Origin of the sequence: Pseudomonas sp. T8 (assembly GCF_024610635.1) — a bacterium.
Taxonomy (GTDB): domain Bacteria; phylum Pseudomonadota; class Gammaproteobacteria; order Pseudomonadales; family Pseudomonadaceae; genus Aquipseudomonas; species Aquipseudomonas chlororaphis_I.
This window is the reverse complement of sequence record NZ_CP102374.1, coordinates 407,877-422,721: the sequence shown is the minus strand read 5'-3', so window position 1 is coordinate 422,721 and position 14,845 is coordinate 407,877. Positions and strand designations below refer to the sequence as shown.

Below are 14,845 nucleotides of genomic sequence, written 5' to 3'. Positions count from 1 at the left end.
TTTCGCCCCTCACGCGTCCAGCCACACCTGCTCGGCGAACATGTAGCCCATGAAGCCACCCAGGGGGTTGCTGCCATAGCCCTTGATACGCTGGTCGACCCCGTCGATGTTGCTGATGAACACCGGGATGCCGATGCCACAGTGGTCGTGCACCAGGGTCTGCATGTCGGCGTACATGGTGCTGCGCTTGGCGTCGTCGGTCTCGCCGCGGGCCAGCATCAGCAACTGGTCGAACTGCTCGTTCTTCCAGCCCGACTCGTTCCATGGCGCGCTGGACTGGAAGAACTGCGAGAAGATCACGTCGGCGTTCGGCCGCGGGTTGATGTTGCCGAAGCTCAGCGGGTGCTTCATCCAGTGGTTGGACCAGTAGCCGTCGCTGGGCAGGCGGTTGACGTTGAGGGTCAGCCCGGCCTGCTTGGCCGACTGCTGCAGGAGCACGGCGATGTCCACCGAACCGGTGGCGGCCGGCGAGGCCACCAGCGGCATGCTGACCTTCTCCATGCCGGCCTTCTTCAGCAGGAAGCGGGCCTTTTCCGGGTCGTACACGGTCTGCGGCAGGTCGGCGTTGTAGTAACGCGAACCGGGCGCGATCGGGTGGTCGTTGCCGACCACGGCGTAGCCGCGGAACACCGCGGATTTCACCTGTTCGCGGTCCAGCAGGTGCTTCAGCGCCTGGGTGAATTCCGGGCTCTGGCCAGGCAACTGGTCCTGGCGAATGATCAGGTCGGTGTAATTGCCCGACGGCGCGTCCACCACCCGGTGCCCGGCGCTGGCGGCGATGCGCGCGGTGGAGCGCGGGTTGACCTCGTTGATCAGGTTGACATCGCCGGAGAGCAAGGCGTTGACCCGCGAAGGCTCGTCGGCGATGGCGATGAACTCGATCTCGTCCAGGTACGGCAGGCCCGGCTTCCAGTAGTTCGGGTTGCGCGCGGAGACCGAACGCACGCCCGGCTTGAACTCCTTGACCTTGAACGGCCCGGTGCCGATGCCCTGGCTGAAGTCGGTGGTGCCTTCGGGCACGATCAGCAGGTGCGAGACCGCGAGGATCGACGGCAGCTCGGCGTTCGGCGCCTTGAGGCGGATCTGCACCTCATGGGTGCCGGTGGCCTTGATCTCGGCGAACTGCTCCATCAGCGGCATGACCTTGGAGCCGGTGGCCGGGTCCTTGTGCCGCGACAGCGAGAACACCACGTCGGCGGCGGTCAGGCCCTTGCCGTTGTGGAAGGTCACTTCCTTGCGCAGGGTGATGATCCACAGGGTGGCGTCGGTATTGTCGATGCGCTCGGCCAGCTCCAGCTGCGGCACCAGGTGGCTGTCGAAGCGGGTCAGGCCGTTGTAGAACATGAAGTGCCGCACATAGTCGGTGGACAGTGCGCCCCGGGCCGGGTCGAGGGTGTCGGCGGTGGAACTGGACATGCCGGCGACGCGGATGCGTCCGCCCGGCTTGCCCTTGCCCGGCGCCGCGCTGTCGCTGGCGAGCAAGGTGCCGGCACTGCCGAACAGGCTGCCGGCGCCCGCGGCGGCGACACCGGCCACGCCAAGCATGCGCAAGGCACTGCGGCGGGACATGCCACGGTTCAGGCCCTCGAAAACCCGCAGGCTTTCTTCGCCGGAAATCAGTTGCGGATCGACTTTGTTGTCAGTCATAGCAGTTCTACCTGTCGAATAATGAGAAGGCTCGAGTGCTCGCGGTTGACCGGAGCGTCCTGGAAACGCAAAACGACGGTGCAGCAAACTCAGTGCAGATAGTCCTGGAAGCGGTAGTAAGCACCTACCAACGGCAGGAACCAGGGCTTGCCGAAGTGCCCGGGAATCGCCGGCCACGCCAGGTCTTGCCAGGGGTTGGCGCTGGCCTTGCCGTCCATGACCTCGGCCATGACCTGGCCCATGTGCACCGACATCTGCACGCCATGGCCGCTGTAGCCCATGGCGTGGTAGATGCCGTTGCGTTCGCCGGCCCGGGGCAGCCGGTCGCTGGTCATGTCCACCAGCCCGCCCCAGCAGTAGTCGATCCCGACCCCGGCCAGTTGCGGGAACATCTGCACCATGGCCGCCTGCAGCACCTTGCCGCTCTTGGCGTCGGAGCTGGGGCTGGACATGGCGAAACGCGCCCGGCCGCCGAACAGCAGGCGGTTGTCCGGGGTCAGGCGGAAGTAGTTGCCGATGGTGCGGCTGGTGACATAGGAACGCTGGTGCGGCAGCAGCCGCTCGACCAGGGCTTGCGGCAGCACCTCGGTGGTCACCACGAAGCTGCCCACCGGCACGATGCGCCGCCGGTACCAGCCGAGGTCGCCATGCTGGCAGGCGCCGGTGGCCAGCAGGATCTGCCGCGCCTGCAACGAACCGCGCGCGGTGTCGAGCCGGTAGCCGCCACTGTTGCCCTGCCAGCCTTTGACCGCACAGTCCTGATAGATCAGCGCGCCATGGCGCGCCGCCGCCTGCGCCAGGCCGACGCCGAAGCGCCCGACATGCATCTGCACGCCGTTGCGCTGCAACAGGCCGCCGTGAAAACCGGCGGAATCGACTTCGCCGCGCACCTGCTCGGCGGACAGCAACTCGACATCGGCATCGACCTCGCGGCGAATCAGCTCGCAGGTGCGCGCCAGCCCTTCGTAATGCAAGGGCTTGGCCGCCAGCTTGAGCTTGCCGTTGCGCTTGAGGTCGCAACCGATGCCCTCCTGCTCCACCAGCGCCACGACGCTCTGCACCGCCCGCTCGTAGGCCTGGTAATAGGCCCGCGCCCGCTCGGCGCCGAGGCTGGCGCTGAGGGCGGCATAATCCTGGGCCACCCCGGTGTTGCACTGGCCGCCGTTGCGCCCGGAGGCTTCGCCGATCACCCGGCCGGCCTCCAGCACCACCACCCGGGCGCCCTTCATGGCCAGCGCGCGGGCCGCGGACAACCCGGTGAACCCGCCACCGACGATCGCCACGTCGACGCTGTCCGGCAACGCGCCGGCCTGTGCCCCGGTGAACGCCGGCGCACTGTCGAGCCAATAGGATTCACTGCCCATGCCTGACTCCCTGACCATGCCTTGAAGAGCGCCCATGACCGATCAGAGACCGACCAGCGCGGCCAGGCCGCCGATGTCCGGGATCTGCTGGTAGCCGTAGATGGCGTTGGCCGGCTGTTCGTGGCCACGGGCGACGAAGGCCTTGTGCTTGATCTTCATGTCGTGGGCCGGCATCAGGTCGTAACGGAAGCTGGAAGACACGTGGAGGATGTCTTGCGGGCCGCAGCCGAGGTTGTCGAGCATGAACTCGAAGGCCGCCAGGCGTGGCTTGTAGGCCTGGGCCTGTTCGGCGGTGAAGACCTTGTGGAACGGCGCGCCGAGCTTGTCGACGTTGGACATGATCTGGCTGTCGCTGGCGTTGGAGAAAATCACCAGGGGGATCTTGTCGGCGATCTTCGACAGGCCGGCCGGCACGTCGGGATGGGGGCCCCAGGTCGGCACCGCGTCGTAGTACAGCTGGCCTTCGTCACGGTACTCGACGCCCCAGCGTTTGCAGGTCCGCGCCAGCGCGGTCTTGAGGATCTCGTCGTAGGGCCTCCAGTCGCCCATCACCTGGTCCAGGCGATAGGCCGAGAAGTCCTTGACGAACTGGTCCATCTGCTCGGGGCTGACGCGGTCGGCGAACAGCTCGCGGGTCATGGTGCCCATGTGGAAGTTGGTCAGCGTACCGTAGCAGTCGAACGTAATGAATTTGGGACGAAGAAAGCTCATTGAGTGCGGTCCTGAAGTTCGTTGAGGTCATGGCGTGACACGCAAGAGCGCGGCTGCCGGAGCCCTGATGCAGCGTTGCAATCACAGCTTCATTACAACACCGTGAAATCAGCAGATGGCGTTAAAAGCGCGGGCTGCTCGATACAAACCACCGTTTTTCGGGGTGCCCTCAGCAGACTTTGCGGGGCGCGCCAGCCTTGGGCAAAGCCCGTATTCATGCGCTTTTATGGACCTTTTCCGGCCGCCGGGGCTCAAGCCAGGGCCCGACCGCCGCAGAACCTGCGCCGCCCCCAACAAAAACGGGCGCCCCCGTCTGGAAGCGCCCGTTTCGCTGAATCGCAGAGTGTGTCCCGGTCAATCCCCAACCGGTGGCGGCCGGCCTTCGGCCGCGCCGGAAGGTTCAATGCATACTTCGTACCGCCCCGCTCACCCGCCGCCTGCCGGTCATGGCTTTCAGCCGGCGATATCGATCAGCACGCTCTTGAAGCGCAGGTTGGCCTCGAAGGCTTCGCGCCCCAGGTCCTTGCCGATGCCGGAACGCTTGTAGCCGCCGGTGGGCAGGATGTAGTCGTTGCTGCGCCCGTAGCGGTTGACCCACACCGTGCCGGCCTCCAGGCGCCGGACCAGGCGCAGGGCGCGGTTGATGTCGGCGGTGTGCACCCCGGCGGCCAGGCCGTAGGTGGCGTGCTCGGCCAGGCCCAGGGCCTCGGCTTCGTCGTCGAAGGCCTGCACCGTCAGCACCGGGCCGAAGATCTCCTCGCAGACCGCCGGATTGCTGTTGTCCAGGCCGGTCAGCAGGGTCGGCTGGTAATAGGCGCCGCCCAGGCCATCGAACAAGCCGCCACCACAGAGCACCTCGGCGCCGGCCTGGCGCGAACGCTGGACGATGCCGTCGATGCGGTTGGCCTGCTGCCGGGAAATGATCGGCGACAGCGTGCTGGTCGACGACCAGGTCGGCCCCGGGCGCAATTGTTCGAAGTACGTCCGCAGGTGCTCGACGAAGGGCTGCATGATCGAGCGTTCGATCAGCAGCCGCGAACCGGAAACGCAGACCTGCCCGGCGTTGCCGGTAATGGCCATGGCCACGGTGCGCGCGGTCCTGGCGATGTCCGGTACGTCGGCGAACACCAGTTGCGGGCTCTTGCCGCCCAGCTCCAGGGTCACCGGCTTGGGCCCGACCAGGGCACAGGTGGACATGATGCTCGAACCGGTGGCGGTGGAGCCGGTAAAGGTCACCTTGGCCACCCGCGGATGGCGACACAGGGCATCGCCAGTGACCCGGCCGTCGCCCTGTACCACGTTGAAGATGCCCGCCGGGATCCCCGCTTGCAGCGCCAGTTCGGCGAACCGCAGGCTGGAGTACGGCGTCAGTTCCGACGGTTTGAGCACCACCGCGTTACCGGCGGCCAGGGCCGGGGCGACTTTCCACGAGGCCATGCTCAGCGGGAAATTCCACGGCGCGATGGCGGCGATCACCCCATAGGGTTCGGCGATCTGCATGCCCAGGCGGTCGGTCTGGGTGGCGGCCAGCGAACCGCCGTGCTTGTCCGCCAGCTCGGCGAAAAAGCGGATACCTTCGGCGACATAAGGAATGTCCCAGGCGATCACGTCCTGGTGCGGACGGGTCGAACCCACGGCCTCCAGCGGCGCGAGGATCGCCGCGTCGGCTTCCACCAGGTCGGCCCAGCGCCGCATCACCCGCGCCCGCTCCCGGGGCGGACGGCTGGCCCAGTCGGAGCGGGCGAATGCCTGCCAGGCGTTGTTCACCGCCTCGTCCACCCATTCGGCGTCGGCGATCGGCAACTGCCCGTAGGCCTGGCCGTCCGACGGGCGCGAGACTTCCAGCCCGGGCGCGGCGTCGCGGTACTGGCCGGCGATGAAATGAGCGCTGCGCACAGCGACAAGACGAGGATCGAAGCTATCCATGGAGCACTCCACTAAAGGCGGCAATAAGGTCGGCGAAGGCCGGTCCGGAAGGTAAAAACCAGGCCTCCATCCTAGGAAAAAAGCGCAAGCATTTGCTGCCGACCTTATGCCCCTTTTAAGTAGTTACTGTGGTCTGCCGGCCGCTCTTTTAGGGATTCTGCCGAATCGCTGCCGGGCTCTTGCCAGGTCTCGGCGCAGATGGGATACAGACGCATCGCCGCACAGCAAAGCCGACGATCGCGCTTATCTTTTCCACGGAGTCTTGCCATGTCCGCCACCCCTCGCCCCGCTTATGTGTATCGCCCGATGACTGTCGCCGACCTGCCGGCGGCCCACGCCCTGTCGGTGCAATTGAAGTGGCCCCATCGCCTGGAAGACTGGGCGATGTTGCAGCGGGTCAGCCAGGGCTTCGTGGTGGAAGACGGCGAGCGCCTGATCGGCAGCGCCTTCGCCTGCCTCCAGGGTGACTACGCCACCATCGGCCTGGTGATCGTCAGCAACGACTACCAGGGCCAGGGCATCGGCCGCACCCTGATGGAAAAGGCCCTGCACGCCTGCGGGTCGCGCACGCCGGTCCTCAACGCCACCCTGGCCGGCGCGCCGCTGTATGCCAGCCAGGGCTTCGTCGAGTTCGGCATGATCCAGCAGCATCAGGGCCAGGCGCAGGCGCCTGAGGTCGGCGCCCTGCCCGCCGGCGAAAGCTGCCGGCCGCTGCGCAAGGCCGACCGCCTGCGCCAACTGAGCCTGGCCAACGCCGGCAGCGGCCTGGACCGCCAGCAGGTGCTGGAAGACCTGTTCGCGGTGGTCGAGCACGGCGTCGGCATCGAGCGCGACGGCCAGTTGCGCGCCTTCGCCCTGCTGCGGCCGTTCGGCCGTGGGCGCTGCATCGGCCCGGTGATTGCGGAAAACCCCGAGCAGGCCCGGCAGATGATCGCCAGCCTGCTGAGCAAGGTTCCCGATGCCTTCGTGCGCATCGACATTCCGGCCGACTGCGGCCTGGCCGACTGGCTGCAAAGCGCTGGCCTGAAACAGGTCGACCAGGTCGCGCAGATGGCCCGCGGCACCCCGCCCCGGGCGCTTGGCGGCGTTCGCCAGTTCGCCCTGGTGACCCAGGCCATCGGCTGATCCACAACGCCGCGGGCGCCCGCCGCGCGGCACCTTTTCCACTTCCCAGAGAGTCATCTGTATGTCCACACCCGCCGCTTTGCTGCTGGCAGGCGCCGACGGTCGCTTCGACGCCAGCCTGTTCACCCCCGCTGCCCTGGGCAGCCACGACCCTTTCGGCGCCGATCGGCTGGTCGCCTACAACGGCAGCGACGGGATTGCCGCCGGTGTCGTGCGCACCAGCGCCAGTTTTGCCATCGAGGATTTCCCCCACATCGAAATGCTCGTGGTGCACGCCGGCAAGGTGCTGCTCCACAGCGCCGAGCCATCTGCGGAACCGGCCCTGGAACTGGCCCCGGGCGCCAGCGCGGTGATCGGCCGTGGCAGCACCTTCAAGCTCGAGGCCGAACCCGGCACGCTCTGGGCCTTCTGCGCAGTGAAACGCGCCGCCGCGGGCGCCGAACCGGGCCTGACGCTGCTTGACCCGCGGGCCATGCTCTCGCCTTCGGCGGCCCCCGAGCCGCAGATCCTGATCGGCCCGGAACCGCAATGCCGCTCGCGCAACGCCTTCGAGGACGATGCCTGCGACCTGCGGATCGGTGTCTGGGACTCCACGCCTTACCGCCGCCATGGCCGGCCCCACAAGCTCCATGAGCTGATGCACCTGGTGGAAGGCAGTGTGACCCTCGAGGGCGCGGATGGCAGCCGACTGACCGCCGGCCCCGGCGCTACGCTGTTCGTTGCCCAGGGCACGCCCTGCGCGTGGCACAGCACGGCCTATGTGCGCAAGTTCTATGCGGTGAAGTAACGCCCGGCACAAACGACAACGGCGCCCAAGGGCGCCGTTGTCATATCAGGCGAAAACCGCCCTGCGACTCAATCGTCATCGTCGTCATCGTCACGGTCGCGACGATAGCGCCCGTCCTTGTCCCGCCGGTCGTAGCGGCGGTCGTAACGGTCGTCGTCATGATCGCGGTCGCGGTAGTAGTCGCGGTCATAACGACTGTGGTCGCGCCAGCGGTCATGGTCGCGATCGTAGCGCCGGCCGTCGTCCCAATGGGGGTAGCAGCCACCCAGCAGCAGCGTGGAGCAAAGGGTCAGGGTGAGTGTCGCGAATCGCTTCATGGGAAGTGTCCTAGAACCTGGGTCAGAACGATGGGTTGGCAAAGCAGCCCGGCAACGCGCCGGGCCCTGTGCGAACCGGCGGCGCCGGTGCCTGCAACCCCCCATGTGACTGTAAAACCAGAGATTTATTCGATCCTGGCAAGGCACTGGCGGACCGACGGTCATGTCTTGTCCCATGCGAACGGTCACGCCTGCTCAATGGGAATTCCTGTCCCACAGCCAGTTCCACAGCCCCGGCAACCGCACCGGCTGCTCGCTGCTGCTGACGGTGCGGGCCATGACCGCCCGTTGCAGCGCCGCGGTATCGTCGTAGAACGGCTTGGGCGCGGTCCGAAGGCCATTGGCCTGAGCGCTGTCGAGCAGGATCTGCAGGTATTCCCGGGTATGCCGGGCGGTGTAGCGATTGAGGTCGTGGAAGGTCACCACCACCGGGATCGCTCCGTCCACCGTCGGCAACTGGCCCAGGGCAATGCGTTCGCGCACCTCCGACAGCTGGCGCAGCATGTTGGCCCGGCGCCGTGGGCTGGCGTTGAACCCCCAGACCTTGCCGTCGTTGGCGCTGAGGTCGGTCAGCAACACATGCAGGCCATGCCGTTGATAGGCGGCGAAGGTGCGCTTGTCGTAGTTCCAGAATGGCGGGCGCACCAGGTTCGGCGGCACGCCGGTGATCAGCGCGATATCGGCGCTGCCGTCGTTCAGGGACGTCTCCAGTTCCTGCGGGTCGAGCGAGCGATGGTTGGTGTGCCTCGGCGTGGCGGTATGAAAGCCCAGCACATGGCCCTCGGCGTGCTCGCGGGCCATTATCCGCCGCCCGATGTCGCTGCCGCCGGCCCGCGAGGCGCGGGTCTGGACGAAGAACACCGCCTTGATCGCCGGTTGCAGCGGGTTGTCGAGCAGGTCGTCGAGCACCCGCTCGGTCGGGTTGTAGAGGCTGGAAGCGCTGGGGCCGTCGTCGAAGGTCAGCAGAAAGCGGATCGGCGCCTGAACGCGCAAGCGTTGCTCGGTCTGCGCGGTCATTTCGATGGGGGCAGCGATGCAACCGGCCAGGCCGGCGGCGAGTAGCACTGCACAGAGAACCTTGAAGCCTCGTTTCATGTTTTGCCCTGTGTCGGACCGTTGCGGTCGTCACCTCAATGGCAAAAATCCCTCGCCCATGGATCCCTCGCCCGGCCTGCACGCAGCGCCGGGCACAGCTTGGAGGGGCAACCAGGGTTTTGGTTCCGGGGCGCCCGGTTTCAGGCCGCCGAGACGTTCATACCGCAGCGCCTTCGCACGGCCGCTGCCAGGCCTGTTGCAACAGTTCGATCACCTCCTCGTCCGAGGTCTGGGCAAAGTCCGCATAGCCGTTGCCGATCGACACGAACCACAGCGGGGTGATCGGGCAGATCAGCTCGTCGACCTCGAAACTCAGGGTGTCCACGGTTTCCTGCGGCGCCAGGGGCACGGCCACCACTATCCGCGCCGGGTGCTGCAGGCGCGTGGCCTGGACCGCGGCGTGCATCGAGGCACCGGTGGCCAGCCCGTCGTCCACCAGGATCACCACCTGGCCACGCAGGTCGGGCGCGGCCCGGTCGCCGCGGTAGACCCGATCGCGGCGCTGCAATTCCTGGGTTTCCCGCTGGGTTACCGCTTGCAGCGCGGCATCACCGATGTGATGACCGTTCAGGACGTCCTGATTGAGGATGCGGATGCCGCCGCTGGCGATGGCGCCCATCGCCAGTTCTTCATGACCGGGCACGCCAAGCTTGCGCACCAGCATCAGGTCCAGCCGCACCTCCAGGGCCCGGGCGATTTCCCAGGCCACCGGCACCCCGCCCCGGGGCAACGCCAGCACGATCACCTCGGGCCGGCGACTGTATTTCTGCAACGGCGCGACCAGCCCCTGCCCGGCGGCCTGGCGGTTGCGCAAGGTCATCTGCAATGACGGATATTCGCTCATGTCTCACCTCCCCAGGCGCCCGGCTACAGCGCCAGCAGGCTGCAGGGCAGCTGATACAGCGCGTGCTCGGTGGTGCTGCCCACCAGTTTCTCCAGGCCCTCGCGATGCACGCGGCCCATGACCAGCACGTCGGCCTGGTTCTCGGTGACGAAATTGGCCAGCACCGTAACCGGCTGCCCAAGGATGAAATGCCGCCGTTCCTCGGGCACGCCGTAGCGCTCGGCGAGTTCGAGGAAGGCTTTTTCCAGGGTGACCCGCAGTTCCCGGGTCAGGTCCGCCAGCACCAGGCCACCGCCCCCGGCATCGCCCAGGTAGACCGACGACACGTCATAGGCGTGCAACAGGTGCAGCTCGGCATTGCACTGCAGGGCCAGGCTGTTGGCTTCGTGGATGATCCGGTCGTTGAGCCCGTTGTGCTGGTACTCCGGCCGCGACGGGTCGACCGCCGCCACCACCATTTGCGGCAGGGTATGGCCGTGGCGGCCCATCAGGTACAGCGGGACCGGGCACCGGCGCAGCAGGTGCCAGTCCATCGGCGTGAGAAAGGCGCGTTTGAGCGCCGGTTCGTGCTGCACGTCCTTGATCAGCAGGTCGGGCTGGATTTCCGCGACGTGCTGCAGGATTTCCTCCAGCAGGTCGTCGGCCCAGGTCACCTCGCCGTTGACCGTGACGCCATGGCCACGCAGCCGATGCACCTCCTCCTGCAACCAGTTCTGATGTTCCAGGCGATAACGTTCGCGCGCCTCATTGCGCACGTGGTGCTCGAACAGGGAAAGAATCGACACCGGCTTCAGCAAGGCCGCGATATGCAGGGTTGCGCCGCTGGCCTTGGCCAGGGCGGCTGCACGCGGGATGGCCGGGGATTGGCGCATTGCCGGGTCGATGACCAGCAACAAGCGTTGGTACTGGCTCATGGCGCACCTCCAGATAGGCTGGACGCCCACGCCGGCCACCGGCGCCTCTTTATAAACGCCGGTGCGTCAACGCCGGATCGAACGCCAGCATGACTTCAGACTTCCCACTGACAATGCGCCCGTCGCGGCGTTACGGCAAGTGCGTCCAGCGTCGGTGCAGACCGCGGGCCAGGCTGTCCAGGGCAAAGCCCAGGGCGCCGATCAGCAGCACCATGGCCATCAGTTCCGAATAGGCCAGGCGGTCGCGGGTATCGAGGATGAAATAGCCCAGGCCGGCGCTGACGCCGAGCATTTCGCAGGGCACCAGGACGATCCACAAAATGCCGATGGCCAGGCGCACGCCGGTCAGCACATGGCCCAGCACCCCGGGCAGGATCACCTTGCGCAGGGTTTCCCAGCGGGTGGCGCTGAGGCTGCGGCTCAGTTGCAGCCAGCGCGGGTCGAGCTGGCGCACCCCGGCCGCGGTGTTGAGCAGGATCGGCCAGACCGCGGCGAAGGCCAGCAGGAAGTAGATCGGCTGGTCCCCTACCCCCATCAGCATCACCACCACCGGCATCCACGACAGCGGCGAGATCATCCGCAGGAACTGGAACGCCGGGGTGGTGGCCGCCTCCAGGTGGCGGTAGCTGCCGATCAGCAGGCCCAGGGGCACGCCGACCAGCAAGGCCAGGGCCAGGCCAACCAGGATGCGCTTGAGGCTGACCAGCACATGCTCGTACAGCTCGGCGCGGCCCAGCAGTTCCAGCAGGCTGGCCAGGGTCGCCGCCGGCGAAAAGCGCGCCGCCAGCCCGTCGGTGCTGCCGAACAGGCGCACGCCCAGCCACCACAACAGCAGCAGGCACAACAGCCCGCCCACGCCCAGCAGCCAAGGCAGGTTCGATGCGGATCGCTTGGCCATCAGAGGCTGAACTCCTCGCTGCGTTCGAAGCTGTCGGGCAAGCCGAATGCCTTGAGCCCGCCGACCGACGCGATGGCGTTGCGCACAAAGCGCTCGTCCACCAGGTCGCGGGCGGTGTGCTGCGGGTCGAGGCTGGCCAGGAAACCCTTGTCGCCTTCGATCAGGGTGTCCTTGAGGCGCTTGACCAGCTCCTCGGTGTAGCTGGGGAACGGGTACGGCTGAAAGTCGATGCGCTGCTCGTCCCACTGCGCGTGCTGGATCGCGCCGTCGGCCAGGTATTGCTGGCGCTCGCCGGCACTCGGCGCCAGCACCCGGCTCAACACCTGCGGCGCATGCGGGGTGTAGCGGTTGGCGCCGTCCCGGGACAGCAGCCGGGCTGCCTCGGCGCGGTTGTCGCGGGTCCACAGCTGCGCCTTGACGATGGCGTTGACCACCTTCTGCGACCATTCGGGGCGATTGTTCAGATCCTGCTCATGCATGAACACCACGCAGCAGGCGTGGTTGCGCCAGATATCCCCGGTAAAGCGCTGCACCCGGCCGACCTTGAGCTCCTCGGCCAGGGCATTGAACGGCTCGGCGACTATGTAGCCGGCAATGCGCTTGCTGGCCAGGGCCGGCGGCATGTCCGACGGCGGCAGCACCAGCAGGTTGACCTCGTTGGCTGCCAGCGGGCTGCTGGCCGGCCGGCTCACCGGGGTCAGGCCGTTGTCGCGCAGCAGTTGCTGCACCACCACGTTGTGGATCGAGTACCAGAACGGAATCGCCAGCGCCTGCCCGCCCAGTTGGCGGACCTCGGTGATGCCCGGCGCCACCGTCAGGCCGGAGCCGCCAACGTGGTTCCAGGCCACCACCTTGGCCGGCACCTTGCTGCCATAACGGGCCCAGACCGTCATCGGCGACAGCAGGTGGATCACATTGACCTGCCCGGAAATGAACGCCTCGATCACCTGCGCCCAGCTGCGCAACAGCACCGGGCGCTCGGAGCGGATGCCCTCGGCCTCGAACAGGCCGTTGTTATGGGCCACCAGCAAGGGCGTGGCGTCGGTGATCGGCAGGTAACCGATGCGCACCGGCGCGTCCGGCTCCGCGGCGGCGCGGGCCTGCAGGCTACCCAGCAACGGCAAGGCGCCGCCGGCGGTGAGCAAGGCGCTGAGTTTGAGGAAGTCGCGACGGCTGTGAGTGAAGTCATCCAGGCACATGGTGTATCTCCGACAATTCGGGCAAGGGTTTGGCCGCGATCTCCTGTAGGAGCGAAGCTTGCTCGCGAAAAACCTCAACGTTGACGGGGTGTCTGGGACACTGCGCCGCTCTGACGTTTTTATCGCGAGCAAGCTTCGCTCCTACAGGGGTAGAGGCTGCGGTAAGGCTTGGGGTTGTGCAGTGCGGCTCGCCCGCCGAAGGGTTTTGAGAATCTCGATACGCAGGGTGCCCAGCTCTTCCACGAGCTCGGCACGCGGCTGAGGCAGGTCGATGCGCCACTCGCCGAGGGTTCGCGCCGGGCTGTTACCCAGTAGCAGAATGCGCTCGGAAAGCAGCAGGGCTTCGTCGATGTCGTGGGTGATCAACAACGCCGCGGTGCGGTGCTCGGCGATCACCTTGAGCAGCAGTTGCTGCATGTCGGCGCGGGTCACTTCGTCCAGCGCGCCGAAGGGTTCGTCGAGCAACAGCACCTGTGGCTGGCGCGCCAGGCAACGGGCCAGCGCGGTGCGCTGGGCCATGCCGCCGGACAGCTGCGCCGGGTAGTGCCCGCGGGCATGCTGCAGGCCGACCTCGGCGATTGCCTGGTCGACCCGCGCCTGGCGCTGCTGGGCGTCCAGCGCCGGCTGGCGGGCGAAGTCGAGGCCGAAGGCGACGTTGTGTTCCAGGTTCAGCCAGGGCAACAGGCTGGGGTCCTGGAAAGCCACGGCCACCCGTGGATGCGGGCCGTCCAGCGTTTGCCCCAGCAGGCTGACGCTGCCACCCTGAGGCGCCTGCAAGCCGGCCAGGACCCGCAACAGGCTGGATTTGCCGACGCCGCTGGGGCCGAGGATCGACACCACCTCCCCCGGCTGCAAGCGCAGGTCGAAGCCTTCCAGCACCGCTTGCCAGCCGTGTTCGCCGGGGTAGCCGAGGCTGACCTGCCGGGCTTCGAGCAAGGCCGCGCTCATGCCGCCGCGTCCCGCGCCTGGCGCTGCAACTCGGCGCGCAACTGCACCAGGCTCGGGGTGACGACCGGCACGAAGGCCGACTCGCGCCAGCGCCGAGCAAAGCCGCTGCCATGTTCGCTCAGGTAGGCCTTGCCGCCACTGGCCTGCAACTCCAGTTGCACGGCGTTGGCGACGGCCTCGGCCAGGGCGATGCGCAACCGGAACAGCGCCGCGGGCTGGGTCAGGAAACGCCCCTCCAGCAGGCCGCGCTTGAGCTCATCGACGCGCTCCTCCAACTGCTGGCGTTGCTCCTGCAAGGGCTCGCGCAGGATCGAACGACCGCTGTGCAAATGGGTTTGCACTTCATCCAGCGCGCGCCGCGCCAGGCCGATGGCCATGCCACATTGCAGGCCGAGAAACGCCGGGCGCACCGCCGGCAGAAAGACCTTGGCGTCCTCGTGCAGCAACCAGTCATGGTCAACCTCGACCTGTTGCAACTCCAGCGCCGCGGTGTTGCTCGACTGCAAGCCCATCAGTTGCAAGTCCTCCGAGCGTTGCAGGCCAGCCAGGGTCGCGGGAATCGCCAGGACAAAGGGCGCGCCACCCTCTTCGTGCTCGATGGCCGCGGCCACCACAAAACCGCTTTTACGCAGATTGGTGACCCAGTGCAGGCGCCCGTTCAGGCACCAGCCGCCGGCTTGTGGCAACGCACGGACTTGCAGGGCCTCGATGCCCGAGAGGAACTTCATGGCGTTCGACAGCCCGGTGGCTCCCGCCAACTTGCCGCTGAGCAGGTCCGGCAACAGACGCTCGCGCAAGGCCGCGTTGGGGCTGTGCAGCAAGTATTCGATAAAGGCCCGCTGGCCCCAGAACACAAAGGCCGCCGCCAGGGAATGGCTGGCCACCGCGGCCACCGCTTCCACGGCAGCGCCCAGGTCGCCGTCGCTACCGCCCTGCCCAGGCGGGATGCCGATGCGCAGCACCTGGGCCTCGGCCAGTCGCGCCAGCACCTGCTGTGGGTCGCAGTGGCCCAGATCCAGGGCCTGGGCCTCGGCGTCCAGCCATTGACTCAATGCGGGGTCGAGCATGTG

14 protein-coding genes are annotated in these 14,845 nt (G+C 67.2%); 2 read left to right on the top strand and 12 right to left on the bottom strand.

The annotated features are described in order from the left end of the window. Nucleotides 1-9: 9 nt before the first annotated feature. The 4 genes from NRG23_RS01840 to NRG23_RS01825 form a co-directional block, all read right to left on the bottom strand. Nucleotides 10-1,647: an ABC transporter substrate-binding protein gene (locus NRG23_RS01840; protein ID WP_016705154.1), complete on the bottom strand. Its 1,638-nt coding sequence runs from the start codon at nt 1,645-1,647 to the stop codon at nt 10-12. Nucleotides 1,648-1,736: 89 nt separating this feature from the next. After that, nucleotides 1,737-3,011, bottom strand: coding sequence for an FAD-binding oxidoreductase (locus NRG23_RS01835; RefSeq protein WP_009049178.1), 1,275 nt, complete (start codon nt 3,009-3,011; stop codon nt 1,737-1,739). A gap of 42 nt (nt 3,012-3,053) precedes the next feature. After that, nucleotides 3,054-3,722 (bottom strand): haloacid dehalogenase type II, encoded by a 669-nt coding sequence (locus NRG23_RS01830; RefSeq protein WP_009049179.1) that lies wholly within the window; start codon nt 3,720-3,722, stop codon nt 3,054-3,056. A gap of 453 nt (nt 3,723-4,175) precedes the next feature. Beyond that, complete coding sequence (locus tag NRG23_RS01825) at nt 4,176-5,648, bottom strand: aldehyde dehydrogenase (protein ID WP_257373569.1); 1,473 nt, start codon at nt 5,646-5,648, stop codon at nt 4,176-4,178. Nucleotides 5,649-5,915: 267 nt separating this feature from the next. Between NRG23_RS01825 and NRG23_RS01820 the strand changes: the two genes are divergently transcribed. Then, complete coding sequence (locus NRG23_RS01820; protein ID WP_038632643.1) at nt 5,916-6,773, top strand: GNAT family N-acetyltransferase; 858 nt, start codon at nt 5,916-5,918, stop codon at nt 6,771-6,773. Between the two features lie 61 nt (nt 6,774-6,834). Continuing rightward, nucleotides 6,835-7,560, top strand: a complete 726-nt coding sequence (locus NRG23_RS01815) for a cupin domain-containing protein (RefSeq protein ID WP_016705151.1) — start codon at nt 6,835-6,837, stop codon at nt 7,558-7,560. A gap of 68 nt (nt 7,561-7,628) precedes the next feature. Here the strand turns inward: NRG23_RS01815 and NRG23_RS01810 are convergent, their stop codons facing one another. From NRG23_RS01810 to NRG23_RS01775, 8 genes are all read right to left on the bottom strand, one after another. Further along, nucleotides 7,629-7,877 carry a hypothetical protein gene (locus tag NRG23_RS01810; protein ID WP_041983638.1) on the bottom strand — a complete coding sequence of 83 codons (249 nt, stop codon included), beginning with the start codon at nt 7,875-7,877 and terminating at the stop codon, nt 7,629-7,631. 195 nt (nt 7,878-8,072) lie between these two features. Next, nucleotides 8,073-8,972 (bottom strand): polysaccharide deacetylase family protein, encoded by a 900-nt coding sequence (locus NRG23_RS01805; RefSeq protein ID WP_028684093.1) that lies wholly within the window; start codon nt 8,970-8,972, stop codon nt 8,073-8,075. 157 nt (nt 8,973-9,129) lie between these two features. Continuing rightward, entirely contained in the window at nt 9,130-9,816 is a 687-nt protein-coding gene (locus NRG23_RS01800) for a phosphoribosyltransferase (protein WP_038632651.1), read from the bottom strand. Nucleotides 9,817-9,839: 23 nt separating this feature from the next. Further along, complete coding sequence (locus NRG23_RS01795; RefSeq protein WP_016705147.1) at nt 9,840-10,730, bottom strand: universal stress protein; 891 nt, start codon at nt 10,728-10,730, stop codon at nt 9,840-9,842. Between the two features lie 130 nt (nt 10,731-10,860). Further along, entirely contained in the window at nt 10,861-11,628 is a 768-nt protein-coding gene (locus NRG23_RS01790) for an ABC transporter permease (RefSeq protein WP_038632653.1), read from the bottom strand. Next, on the bottom strand, nt 11,628-12,827 hold the full coding sequence (locus NRG23_RS01785) for an ABC transporter substrate-binding protein (RefSeq protein ID WP_009049188.1): 1,200 nt from the start codon (nt 12,825-12,827) through the stop codon (nt 11,628-11,630). Before NRG23_RS01785 ends, NRG23_RS01790 begins: the two co-directional genes overlap by 1 nt. A gap of 141 nt (nt 12,828-12,968) precedes the next feature. Then, nucleotides 12,969-13,775, bottom strand: coding sequence for an ABC transporter ATP-binding protein (locus NRG23_RS01780; protein WP_124301651.1), 807 nt, complete (start codon nt 13,773-13,775; stop codon nt 12,969-12,971). Next, nucleotides 13,772-14,842, bottom strand: a complete 1,071-nt coding sequence (locus tag NRG23_RS01775; RefSeq protein WP_257373568.1) for an acyl-CoA dehydrogenase family protein — start codon at nt 14,840-14,842, stop codon at nt 13,772-13,774. Before NRG23_RS01775 ends, NRG23_RS01780 begins: the two co-directional genes overlap by 4 nt. Nucleotides 14,843-14,845 lie beyond the last annotated feature (3 nt).

Bases quoted from the DNA above. Each gene is read 5' to 3' on its own strand.
- NRG23_RS01840 (WP_016705154.1), bottom strand. From the start codon at position 1,647: ATGACTGACAACAAAGTCGATCCGCAACTGATTTCCGGCGAAGAAAGC.
- NRG23_RS01835 (WP_009049178.1), bottom strand. From the start codon at position 3,011: ATGGGCAGTGAATCCTATTGGCTCGACAGTGCGCCGGCGTTCACCGGG.
- NRG23_RS01830 (WP_009049179.1), bottom strand. From the start codon at position 3,722: ATGAGCTTTCTTCGTCCCAAATTCATTACGTTCGACTGCTACGGTACG.
- NRG23_RS01825 (WP_257373569.1), bottom strand. From the start codon at position 5,648: ATGGATAGCTTCGATCCTCGTCTTGTCGCTGTGCGCAGCGCTCATTTC.
- NRG23_RS01820 (WP_038632643.1), top strand. From the start codon at position 5,916: ATGTCCGCCACCCCTCGCCCCGCTTATGTGTATCGCCCGATGACTGTC.
- NRG23_RS01815 (WP_016705151.1), top strand. From the start codon at position 6,835: ATGTCCACACCCGCCGCTTTGCTGCTGGCAGGCGCCGACGGTCGCTTC.
- NRG23_RS01810 (WP_041983638.1), bottom strand. From the start codon at position 7,877: ATGAAGCGATTCGCGACACTCACCCTGACCCTTTGCTCCACGCTGCTG.
- NRG23_RS01805 (WP_028684093.1), bottom strand. From the start codon at position 8,972: ATGAAACGAGGCTTCAAGGTTCTCTGTGCAGTGCTACTCGCCGCCGGC.
- NRG23_RS01800 (WP_038632651.1), bottom strand. From the start codon at position 9,816: ATGAGCGAATATCCGTCATTGCAGATGACCTTGCGCAACCGCCAGGCC.
- NRG23_RS01795 (WP_016705147.1), bottom strand. From the start codon at position 10,730: ATGAGCCAGTACCAACGCTTGTTGCTGGTCATCGACCCGGCAATGCGC.
- NRG23_RS01790 (WP_038632653.1), bottom strand. From the start codon at position 11,628: ATGGCCAAGCGATCCGCATCGAACCTGCCTTGGCTGCTGGGCGTGGGC.
- NRG23_RS01785 (WP_009049188.1), bottom strand. From the start codon at position 12,827: ATGTGCCTGGATGACTTCACTCACAGCCGTCGCGACTTCCTCAAACTC.
- NRG23_RS01780 (WP_124301651.1), bottom strand. From the start codon at position 13,775: ATGAGCGCGGCCTTGCTCGAAGCCCGGCAGGTCAGCCTCGGCTACCCC.
- NRG23_RS01775 (WP_257373568.1), bottom strand. From the start codon at position 14,842: ATGCTCGACCCCGCATTGAGTCAATGGCTGGACGCCGAGGCCCAGGCC.